Origin of the sequence: Streptomyces sp. NPDC057623 (assembly GCF_042800355.1) — a bacterium.
Lineage (GTDB): Bacteria > Actinomycetota > Actinomycetes > Streptomycetales > Streptomycetaceae > Streptomyces.
In genome coordinates this window covers 19,194-29,914 of sequence record NZ_JBHVGZ010000008.1, presented here as the reverse complement: position 1 = coordinate 29,914, position 10,721 = coordinate 19,194, and the positions used below count along the sequence as shown (strand labels likewise).

Annotated in this window: 9 protein-coding genes and 1 tRNA gene; 2 read left to right on the top strand and 8 right to left on the bottom strand. The window is 68.2% G+C overall.

The genetic code is table 11. The annotated features are described in order from the left end of the window. Window positions 1-120 precede the first annotated feature (120 nt). The 7 genes from ACFU95_RS11255 to ACFU95_RS11225 form a co-directional block, all read right to left on the bottom strand. A complete protein-coding gene (locus ACFU95_RS11255) occupies window positions 121-471 on the bottom strand; it encodes a transposase (RefSeq protein WP_383825093.1) in 351 nt (116 codons plus the stop codon). Window positions 472-1,725: 1,254 nt separating this feature from the next. Further along, window positions 1,726-1,977 carry a hypothetical protein gene (locus tag ACFU95_RS11250; RefSeq protein WP_383825090.1) on the bottom strand — a complete coding sequence of 84 codons (252 nt, stop codon included), beginning with the start codon at window positions 1,975-1,977 and terminating at the stop codon, window positions 1,726-1,728. Between the two features lie 36 nt (window positions 1,978-2,013). Next, window positions 2,014-3,729, bottom strand: coding sequence for a relaxase/mobilization nuclease domain-containing protein (locus ACFU95_RS11245; protein ID WP_383825087.1), 1,716 nt, complete (start codon window positions 3,727-3,729; stop codon window positions 2,014-2,016). After that, a complete protein-coding gene (locus ACFU95_RS11240) occupies window positions 3,726-4,295 on the bottom strand; it encodes a MobC family plasmid mobilization relaxosome protein (protein WP_383825638.1) in 570 nt (189 codons plus the stop codon). The genes ACFU95_RS11245 and ACFU95_RS11240 overlap by 4 nt, the downstream gene beginning before the upstream one ends. A gap of 345 nt (window positions 4,296-4,640) precedes the next feature. Continuing rightward, window positions 4,641-5,567, bottom strand: a complete 927-nt coding sequence (locus ACFU95_RS11235; protein WP_383825084.1) for a DUF2637 domain-containing protein — start codon at window positions 5,565-5,567, stop codon at window positions 4,641-4,643. Between the two features lie 464 nt (window positions 5,568-6,031). Beyond that, window positions 6,032-7,360, bottom strand: coding sequence for a DUF3631 domain-containing protein (locus ACFU95_RS11230; RefSeq protein ID WP_383825081.1), 1,329 nt, complete (start codon window positions 7,358-7,360; stop codon window positions 6,032-6,034). Between the two features lie 234 nt (window positions 7,361-7,594). Then, window positions 7,595-7,825: a hypothetical protein gene (locus tag ACFU95_RS11225; protein WP_383825078.1), complete on the bottom strand. Its 231-nt coding sequence runs from the start codon at window positions 7,823-7,825 to the stop codon at window positions 7,595-7,597. A gap of 94 nt (window positions 7,826-7,919) precedes the next feature. Between ACFU95_RS11225 and ACFU95_RS11220 the strand changes: the two genes are divergently transcribed. Then, complete coding sequence (locus ACFU95_RS11220) at window positions 7,920-8,606, top strand: helix-turn-helix domain-containing protein (RefSeq protein ID WP_383825075.1); 687 nt, start codon at window positions 7,920-7,922, stop codon at window positions 8,604-8,606. Then, on the top strand, window positions 8,603-10,276 hold the full coding sequence (gene xerC / locus ACFU95_RS11215; protein WP_383825072.1) for a tyrosine recombinase XerC: 1,674 nt from the start codon (window positions 8,603-8,605) through the stop codon (window positions 10,274-10,276). Before ACFU95_RS11220 ends, xerC begins: the two co-directional genes overlap by 4 nt. A 46-nt stretch (window positions 10,277-10,322) precedes the next feature. Here the strand turns inward: xerC and ACFU95_RS11210 are convergent. Further along, a tRNA-Arg gene (locus ACFU95_RS11210) sits at window positions 10,323-10,395 on the bottom strand. Window positions 10,396-10,721: the final 326 nt, after the last annotated feature.

Genomic DNA, 10,721 nt, shown 5'->3' with positions numbered 1-10,721 from the left:
CCAAGAAGGAGGGGAAACGGCAAAAAAAGAAGAACCACAACAACCAAAGCGCGGGGAAGGTGTGGAGGGCGTCTCTGTTAATAACTCCCGAATGGACCCCCCTGCAACACTTTCTAGTGATTAACTAGCCTTCGGTATCGCGCCATATGGTCTGCTGGAAGGCGGCCTGTTGAAAGTTGCGCGGGCGCGGAGAGTGGCACGCATGGTCCGCAACTGCAGGTAAGAGTCCCCCAGGGCAGATTTTAGCTCGGAAATCTCCTCCAGAAGTTGCTGCTCGCGCCGAGCGTGCTGATCTGTGCCTGTTTCAAGGCCGTCGCTTCCTGCGGCAATGAATTTATTCTTCCAGTTGCTAATGGCTTGGCCTGAGACGCCTACACTGCGGGCTGCTTGAGCGGCGGTAGTGCGTCCCGAAAGAATGTCGAGAACGATTTCAACTTTCTTATCAGTTGGCAGTGCCGGCGGACGTGCCATCGATTACCCCCTGTGTGAACTGGCTGTGGCTGGAATTTTGATATTTCTCGTTCCTGGGGCATGGCGTGATCGCCGACCTAGGACGGTGAAGAGTCATGGGAGATGCCACGCGACAAGTCGCAGACATGTCGCATTGGATGGTTTCGTGGAAATGATGTACAGAACGCAAGACTTGCCAGTCCTGATGGACTCCTGGCATCAAATAATTTGGGTGGGCAAGGGGAACCGCGCGGATCGGGGGTCGCGTTCCACGGCGTGGTGTAGCGATCGCGATCAGGTTCATTCGGATGGTCCGACCGATGATGGATCGTCTGGCCGCCATCACGGCGCTGTTCGCGCTGTTCCCGGCCTCACAGCTGAAATGTGCCTCGAACGGACGGCCGACCGCCGCCGTGAGCTACGGAGTGAATTCCGCATTGCTACACCACTTGACGCGTGACTGCGTAGCGGGTGGTGCGCTTCCGCGACTTCGTCGCGCGCCTTCCTCTTGCCGCGTTATAAACGGGCGTCCGCTGTGAGCATCGCCACGTCAGCCCGATCGGGCAGCTGGCGCCCTATGGTTAATGCTGCTGGTGCTGAAGGAGTTGACTGAGTAGCCAAGAAGTGCTCGTGGGTGCTGCCTGCTCACCCTCATGATCCCTGATGCCTTGGCTGTCAGGGAGGGTAGCGTCGGAGTAGGGAGCGGCGCCGCAGTGATCTCACATGTGCGCGCCTTGAACGATTCAAACCGGCGCTGCCTGTGACGTTGAACTTCCCCTTCGAGGGTTCTGTCGCTTGAGTTTGTCTGCCCAGATCGTTTACTGGGCCACGCACTGGTGTTGACCAGTGTGGCGAACCCCACGTCGAACTTCATGCACCTGCCCCCGTCCCCGTGCCGTGCACTGTGGGTGGTCAGTACCCGCAGCGTGCACGTGTGTCCCTTGCGTTTCATGGCGCTTCGAACATGTTCTCCCATGATAGTTGCAGGGGCAACGCATTGCGGGGCAATGTGGCGTGATCTTGGCTATGGAAAAACTCGGCTGAGAATGTTGAACCGCGTCGAACCCTGCAGGTCAATGCCATATACAGCCGTCGACCTATGTTCTACCTGGCTTGATACGTCGCGGCTGAAAACTGTTCGGCGACTTTCGAGGTGTCTGGCGAGGTGAGCGCGTCCAGTTCGAGGAATCGAACAAACCCTCCCTGTCGGGGTAGAGCAATCCAGGCATCAGTCCGGAATTCGCCAATGTCGGCAGAGTTGGGAAGATCGGGGTTTTAGCGGGTGCGGCTGCATCCGAACAGAAGCTGTTCTGTGGCGAGTTCAGCGTCAAGGTAGGCATCGGCCTGGGCGGCGTCCGCGGACTGCGGCAGCGGGGCCAGCCCGAGACGGAGGGCGGCCTCCTCGGCGCGGTGGGCCTCCGCCGCCAGGTCAACGCCTTGTGGACTCTGGCGGCACTTGGCCCGGAGGCCGTGGCCACCCGGCTCCAGTCCCTCGCCACCACGCACGCTCACTCGCAGAACGGACACGGCCCAGCCGATGCTCGTTAGGGGTCTTGGTCGAGGCTATCGGCGTTGTCGGTGCTCCTGTTCGGCAGGTGTCGGGGACGCCGCTGGGGGCAGGGGGGTTCGGGTCAGCTGGGACGAGACCGAAGCCGTGATGGTCGAGCGTCGGCGGGCGGCTTCGGCGCGGCGGTTGGGTGCTGGGTTTCGGCCGGTGTGCTGGATGCGGGTGATCAGGACGCGGGCGGGCTGTCGTGCGGTGGTCAGCTCGCGCTGGGCGGCGGCTTCCTTGAGGAGTTGGTGGGGTTGGTGGCCGTGGGCTTCGGCGTCGGCGAGGACGGTGGCGAGCGCGGGCCAGGCCGGGTCGGTGAGGATGCGCTCGGCGTGGTCGGGGACGGCTGCTCGTACGTCGCTGGCGAGAACGCGGCGGGCTTGCTCCCTGGGTGGCCGGGCGGTGAGTTCGGCGAACGTCGGGGCGAGGGCCAGGTCGGCGGCCGTCTGAAGGTGGTGCACGGCCTGGCGGGCGGCGTCGGCCTGGTGGGCGTGGTTGTTCGCTTCGTGCCAGCGTGCGGCGACGATGGTGGCCCAGACGAGGGCTGCGATCAGGGCGGCCAGGGCGCTGCCGTCGGGGCCGGTGGCGGTGTGGACGATGTCGCGTGCCGCGCTGCGCAGGGCGTGGGCGGCACGGTCTTCGGCCCGGATCTGGGAGCGCTGGGCGCGGGCGAACGCCTTGGCGGCGGCTTGGAGTTCGTTGCGCAGATGGGCGGGTGCCGTCTGGGCGGTGGCTTCGATCAGTTCACCGAGGGCGGTGATGTGGGCCTGGGCGTGGGTGTCGTCGGCGAGGTCGGAGTGGAGGGTGTCGAGGGCATCTGTGGCTTGGTACCAGGGGGTGCTGGGGCGGTTGCGGCGGGCGGTGGGGTGTTCCTCGGGCCGGCTGGATTCAAGGCGGGCCTTGATTTTGGGCAGGGAAAGGTCGGGGGAGATCTTGCTTCCGGGGTGGTAGATCTGCTCGCCGGCCGCGTTGACGTCGCCGGGTCGGCCGGCGGCATAGCCGAGGAGGTCGCCTGACGGGCCGCGTCGGACCTGGACCTCGACGCCGCCAGCTTCGAGGTAGGCGACGAACTCCTCGGCGCTGGTCACATGGGGGATGGCGGCACGGATGCGGTCCTGGAGCCAGGCGGCGCTGGGCTGGTCCCAGCCGAGGCGTTCGGCCTTGTGCATCTCGGCCTGAGTCGGGCGACGGCTTCCGGTTCCGTCCCCCTTCTTCAACTGCCGTAGCCCGTAGTCCTTCTCGATCGCGCGGCACTCGTCACCGACGCGCACACCGCTGCCGTGGAGCTTGGGGCGCCGGCCGTCTTCGCGGACGGTGGTGGCGAGGATGTGGATGTGGTCGTCGGCGTGGCGTACGGCGATCCAGCGGCAGGCCAGGTCGTCGCCAGTAGGGGCGATGCGGGCGGCCTGGACGATGCGCTGGGCGATCTCGCCCCACTCGGCGTCGGAGAGGTAGCGGTCCTCGGGGGCGGCCCGGACCGGACAGTGCCACACGTGGTCGGTGACCTGTTTGCCGAACTCACCGTTGCGCAGCCGTACGGGCTCGTCGAGGTGGCGGGCGAGTTCGGTGAGGGTGGCGTTCTCGTCGCGGCCGGGGTCGGGCATGCCGAGCATGGCGAACCCGGCCACGATGTGCGGGTCGAGGTGTTCGTCGTGGTTGCCGGGGCCGTAGAGGTAGGCGAGGAGGCCGCGGGTGTTGGATCCGGCCGGTTTGATGGCGGCGATCACGCGGCTGCCTCTGTCTCCGGGTCGGCGGGCTGGCGCAGGGCTTCGGCGATCAGCTCCAGCAGCTGGTGGAGTTCGGTCAGGCGCTCGCGGATGTCGGCTGGGGTGTGGTCGCTGTTGAGGGCGCGGGCGATCTGGTTGACGTTGACGCCGATCCGGTTGAGCTGGCGCAGGACCTGGGCGCGGAAGTGGTGGGTGCGGCGGCGGTCCTCGGACAGGGGCAGGTTGGCGGTGAACCGCCCGGTGATGAAGGCGACGACGACGTCGGCGGCGAAGCCGCCCTCGCCCTTGTAGCCGTGCTCGGCAGTAGCCTCCTGGAGGAGGGCGAGCTGATCGGTCGTGAAGCGCAGGGGGCCGACACGCGCCTTGCGTTTGTCTCCGGTGAAACGGCGGATCGTGGGCTGGACGCTCTTCACGACCGGCTCACCGCCAACGCTCTCGGCGGTGTCGGTGGCACGTACGAGGCGCAGGGTTTCGCGCTGGACGGTGCGGAGTGTGTCCTCGTCGGGGCTGCCCTCGGCCCCGACGTCCTGGCCTGGCGCCCCCTGGTGCTGGGCCGTCTCCGCCACCCCCGGGGCGGAGACCCCCGAAGACTGGCCTTGAGTCGGACTCGGGGTACTACTGGCTCCGCCCGGGGCAGGTCGTCCGAACGCGCGGCGCCAACGGTCCATCAGCGTAGGCGACTTCGTCAGCGGCAGCGGCTCGTCGGGGGCGTTCTCGGGGGCGAGTGGGTCGTGAGTCATGGACGGTTCTCCAGAGCGGGGTGGGGAGGGCGTGCGGGGCACGGCGGAGATCGGGCGGAGTTCGGACGGCTGCCGCCTCATCCACAGGTGGGGGCGATCGCGCGATTCTTGGGAGGCGGTCTGGCGGGCCGGGTGACCGGAAGGGTTCCGGTCACCCGGCAGCGGTTGCGGTCAGCCGCCGGACCGATCGGTCTCGACAACGGCATCGGGCTCGGCCCGGAGCATGTCCATCACCTCGGTCAGCCGCCGACTGCCGACCGTCAGCCCTTTGTCCTCAACCGCCGTCCGGACGACGGCCCGGGTGAGCTTGCCCTGCTCAGCGGCAGCGGCCCGGCCGATCACCACGAGTTCCTCAAGGGGAGCCCCGGGCGGACGGCCACCGCGTACCTTGCCCGCCGCAGCGGAGGCGGGCGGTTTCGGAGACTGGACGGATACAGCGGCCGACAGCCCAGCGGCCTGGACGGGCTCAGTCGATAGCTCGGCAGGCCCGAAGCGCCCGGCCGGAACCTCGCCGGACCGGCCGACCGCGATGGCCGGCGCCTCGGCGAGGTGGACGGATGTGGTGACCGACGGTTCCGGCACCTGCACCGAATCGGGGCCTGATTGGTCGGCATCAGGCTGTGCGACGAGTTCGTGGATCTGCCGCATCAGCACGCCGAAGGCCACCATCGCGGCGGCCGGGGGAACCGCGGCGACCACGTAGTCGAGCAACGGGACACTGCCAGCGTCGCGCGTGCCGGTCACCCCGGCCACGTTGAGCCCGATGGAGCCGAATGATCCGATGGCAGTGATGCCGATGGCCCACGGGTCGGTGACGCGGCGCAGGCCCGCGCGGAGCATGAGGAGTTCACCCGCGACGATGAACGCGTCCAGCGTCGCGGGCCAAGCCCATCGGCGGATCGGGGAGTCGTGGAGTCCATGCTGGGCGGCGACCTCGGCCAGGTGGGCGTAGGAGAGCCAGAACGCACCGGCGGTAAGGGCCACGATGACGACGCCAGCCGCACGGAGCACGTACTGCTCCGTGGGGAGCTTCGCCTTCGCTGGTTGCTTCTGACCGGGCTGGTCGCCGCGCGGCGGGCGGTCTCGGCGACGGGACATGAGAGGGACCTTCAAGCGGGGTACTCCTGGCGTAGTCGTGTGGTGCGTATTTGCCGTCTTGGCCGTTGCAAGCGCAGGTCACAGCGGATACGGCAACCGCCTCGGCCTTCCGTCCTGGCGTGTGCCGCCGATGTCGTGTTCCGAGTCGGAACACGACATCGGCGCATCCTGGCGGGCCTGGTGCCGGTGTGGCCGTGCCCCGGGCCAGGACGGTGGCGTTGTGTCTTCCGTCCCGGTGGGCGGTGCTGTGGCCTGTGCTGATACGGCAGGACGGCGGGGGACGGCGCAAGACGGATGCGGGCGGCGTCTTGGCGGTAGGGCTGCGATGGCGGATCGCGTTGCCGTCTTGGCCCCGGTTGGCGTCTTGCCGATATGCCGTGTGACCTGCGAGATCACGGCAGGGACGGCAGGGACGGCAACAAGGGGCGGGGTTCAGCCCGCGTCGAGTTCACCGGGCAGGGCGTTCACTCAGTGAACGGCGGGTGGTTCACCTGGCGTGCCGCCTGGGGGTCCACTGAGTGGACGGTGGGGCAGTACCGGCTCCAGGCATCCAGGAACTTGTTGCGCATGTAGCCCTTGCGCTGGGTCCGGTCGGCCATGCGCACGTTGCCGGGCCTGATCTCGAACTCGCGCAGCATCCTGCCCAGTTCACGGGCGGTCAGCCCGCCCCGCCCCCACTCCGCCCACGGCGCCTCCGCGTCCTGGCGCAGGTGATGGAGGAGTTCCTCGGTGGACAGACTGTCCACCTCACGCTGGGCGTGGAAGACCCGGCGGATGTCGGCAAGGATCCTCGCTCCGCTCGGGTGGTCCTCCTCGGCCGCCACTTCGGCGGCGACCATCCGCGCGCACGCGAGGCGCGCCAGGCGGGGCCAGCGCCCGCCGGCGAGGTCGGCGACGATGACCAGGGGTTCCCAGGTGTCTGCGGCGCGGTCCTCGACGGGCATGTCCGGCTCCAGGTTTGCGGCGTCGTCCAGCAGGGGCCTGGCCCACGCGGCGATGCGGTCGCGCAGATCGTGCAGGGCCGGGATGTCGCGGCGGGAGCGGAAGGGCTTGACCTTCTCGCCCTCGGCCCGGCGCCGCATGCGGATCACGACTGACCGGTCCATGACCGTGTCGGGCAGCTCGCCGATTCCCGCGATGGCCGCCATGGCGAAGGTGGCGAAGCGGTGCGGGGTGTGGTCGTTGCCGACGACGCGGGTCACGTAACGGCCTCGTTGGTGGCCGGCGTTGAGCAGGCCGCGCGTCTCCTCGTTCTTCTCCGCGACCTTCGGGCCGAAGATGGTGTCCGCCTCGTCCACGAGGAGGGTTGGCGGGTTGTCCTCGGAGATCGACCGGAAGATGGCCGCCGGGGTGGTGTTGATGGTGAGCATCGGTTCGTGGACCGTCTCGGTCAGCACGTCGAGGAGACGCGACTTGCCGCATCGCTTCGCCGGGCCCACCACCGCCAGGCGCGGGGCGTGCTGCCATGCGGGCTGCAGGTGCGTCGCTGCCACCCACAAGGTGATCGCGTCGAGGGCCTCCTGGGAGGGAGGGATCACGAACTGGGCGATCTGCCCCCGCAGTTCGTCCAGCAGCTCGGAGCCGTACGTCGGCTCCGCATCGGATATTTCCTCCGGCCCGCTCGAGGTCTTCGCCTCGTCGGTGCTGCGGGCGTCCGCATCACTACTGGGGCTCGGATCGGCGTCGTCGGCCTGCGTGGCGTGCAGGTGGGCGCCGGGTCGGCCGGGGATGGCCGCTGCGGGCCAGATGGCCTGCGCGGGGCCGGAATAGGGTTCGGGGTTCTCGGGTTGCACTCGGCAGCTCCTCGTCTGGCGGTGGCGGGCTCGCACGCCCTTGCCGCCGGGTTGGTTCTTCCAGGGCCGTTCGGGGTTGCTCGGGCCTCCGGCGTTGCACCGCCGGGGGGCCCACCCTCTTCTTCCGAGCGTTCGGGGATCGCGAGGGAACACGGACCGTACGTCCACGCCCGGCAACAGTCCAGCGTTTCTGTGTCAGCTCAGCGCAGAACGGTCTGCCACGGTTCCCCGCTCTCACGCGGCCAGGCCCAGCAGGGCCAACAGGTCCGCGGTCACCACCCGGTAGGCGTTGCCCAGCCGCAGCACCTTGCACGGGTACTGGCCGCGCTTCGCCAGCTCGTACCCCTTGCTCCGCCCGAGCCCCAGCGCCCGGTTGCCCGTCTCCAGGTCAACGGCGGCGGGAAGCTCCAGCAGCTCCTCGCGGCTCATGCCTTTCACCCGGCCGGCCGGTCCGTTCTCGCGCATACGCGCTCCATCCATGACTGAGCCCTCGGCGAACACGACGATCACGCTCGTCTCCAGGCCATGGAATCAACGGTAGGGAAGTTAATGTGTCTTCATGACACAACGCGGTTTCGATGCTGGAAGGGACGAGGACGACGTCCCGGAGTGGGTGGACCAAGTGATGGCCACCGTGGCCGCCGAGGTCCGCAGACGAAGGAAGGAGTTGCGCATGAGCGCCCAAGACCTGGCCGACCGCTGCGAGGAGATCGGCCACCCGATCCCGCGCAACGTGATCGCCAACATGGAGTCCGGCCGCCGCGCCAACCTGCCCCTGGTCGACGTCATCGTTCTCGCCGAAGCCCTGGACACCTACCCGATCTGCCTGCTTTACCCCGTCGGCTACGTCGACCGAGTCCAGCGTCTCCCCCTGCAGCACTCCGAACGGACCTGGGATGCCATGCGCTGGTTCACCGGCGACAGGGAGGAGCTCGGCAGGGAAGACGCCATGCTCCGGTCCTTCCGCGCCCACATCCGCCACCAGCGTGCCGCCCTGGCCGCCCTGAAAGGCGAGAAGCACGAGCGCTGGAAAGCGGAGACAGCACCCAACAAAGCCGAACGCGAGGAAGCCCTCCTCGCCCAAGCCGACTACGCGGAAAGGGCGTTGGAAGCCAAGTACCGGCTTCGAAGCGCCCGCGCCTTCATCCGCGAAGACGGCGGCACACCACCGCACCTGCCGCCGGAACTCGCCGATGTCGACCCACCCGAAACCGCCCCCAACACCACCGAGGAGAACGATCTTTGAAGGGTTCCACCCACCGCCGCTGCTACTGCCGCGACCCCTACACCGGCAAGCCGCTCGGCAAGAAGTGCCCCAAGCTCTCCAGCCGCAAGCACGGCTCGTACTCCATACGCCAGGAACTCCCGCCCCGCGAAGACGGTACCCGTCGCTCCTTCAGTCGCGCTGGCTATGACTCCCTCAAGGCCGCCCAGGCGGACCTCGACCACGTGCGCGCGCTCGTCGGCCTCGCTGACGCCGACGACTCCGAGGGCCTGGCCCAGATAGCCGAGTTGCTGGAGAAGGTGGCCGACGAGAAGGCCCCGCTGCCGAACATCGAGGCGACCCGCAGGCGCCTCAGCCACGGCCTGGACCTGACGAGCCGACTCACGGTCGGCGAATGGCTGGACATGTGGCTGGCGGGCAAGAAGGGGCGGCAGAGCGCCATCAGCCGCGACGAGAGCAACATCCGGGTGCACCTCAAACCACGGATCGGGCACTACCGGCTCGACCGCCTCCGGGTCGCCCACCTGTCGGAGATGTTCGAGGCCATCGCCGAGGCCAACGTCGAGATCGCCGAAGGCAACGCCGCCCGCCGCAAGGCGTTCGAGGACCTCGCCCAGATCCCCTGGAAGGGCCGTGAGCCTCGCGCCCGCCGCAAGGCGATGAAGGCGGCCATCGCCGAGATGGAGCCCTACCGCCGCATCGTTGGTGCGGCCACGCGCCAGCGCGTGCGCTCGACGCTGCGGGCCGCGTTGAATGCCGCGATCGCCCAGCAGCTGATCACCTTCAACCCGGCCGCCCACGTCGAGTTGGAGGCGGGCAAACGACCCAAGGCCCTCGTATGGACCGAGGAACGCATCCTCCACTGGAAGCGCACTGGTGAGAAGCCTTCGTCGGTGATGGTCTGGACGCCGGAGCACACCGGCCTCTTCCTCGACCACGTCGCGGAGGACCGCCTGTACGCGCTGTTCCACCTGATCGCGTTCCGCGGACTGCGACGGGGCGAGGCATGTGGGCAGAAGTGGACCGACACCAACCTGGACGCCGGACTCATCACCGTCGCCAAGCAACTCGTCGTGGACGGCTGGGAGGTGTACGAGGACGACCCCAAGACCGACGCCGGCGCGCGGACCATCGCGCTCGACTCCGACACGGTCCAGGCCCTCAAGCAGCACCGCGCCCAGCAGGACAAGGACCGTAAGGAGTGGGAGAACGCCTGGGTGGAGACCGGACGCGTCTTCACCAAGGAGAACGGCGAGTTGCTCCACCCAGCTAACGTCACAAGGCGGTTCATCGAGCTGTACGAGGAGATCGACCTCCCGCCGGTCCGGCTCCACGACCTCCGCCACGGCGCCGCGACCCTGGCCCACGCGGCCGGGGCCGACCTGAAGGACATCCAGGAGATGCTCGGCCACTCCTCGATCACCATCACGGCCGACACTTATACGAGCCTGCTCCCCGAGGCCGACCTCGCCATCGCCGAGGCTGCAGCCCGGCTCGTACCGCGCGCCCGCGCCACCCCCGAGAACACCGCTCCCGACACGGAGCCCGAGCCTGACGGCGAGGAGGAGGCCGACGCGGAGTCCGTGCCGGATGATGCTGATCCGTCGGGCGATATTCGGGAGATCGACTCCCCGTCCGCTCACGCACCGCTCACGCAAACGGCCCCGGACGAGGAGTCCGAGGCCGAGTAAACGCCTCCCTGGGGGAGAAATCCCAGGTCAGACGGGTTATGCGTTGTGCCCCCGGCAGGATTCGAACCTGCGACACCCGCTTTAGGAGAGCGGTGCTCTATCCCCTGAGCTACGAAGGCAACGAAGGCAGGGACCTGTCGGAAACCGTGCCTGAGGTCAGTGCCCCGATGGGGCGGGCCTCAGACGTGCTCCCGGCAGTGCCGTGGTGACATAGCTGACCTGCGGCTGTGGCACCGCCCACAGTGTAGCGGCTGGGGTGGTGGTGGCTGGAAGGTTGGTCAGGTTGGCTGCCGAGTGGCAGGTCAGATCGGGCGTCGGCCCTGTGGGCGGTGGGGTGAGCCGTCGGCCCTGTGGGCGGTGAGGTAAGGCATCGGCCCCGTGGGTGGTCGGGTGAGCCGTCGGCCCGCGGGGGAGGTCGGGTGATGCGTCGGCCCTACGAAGGTCG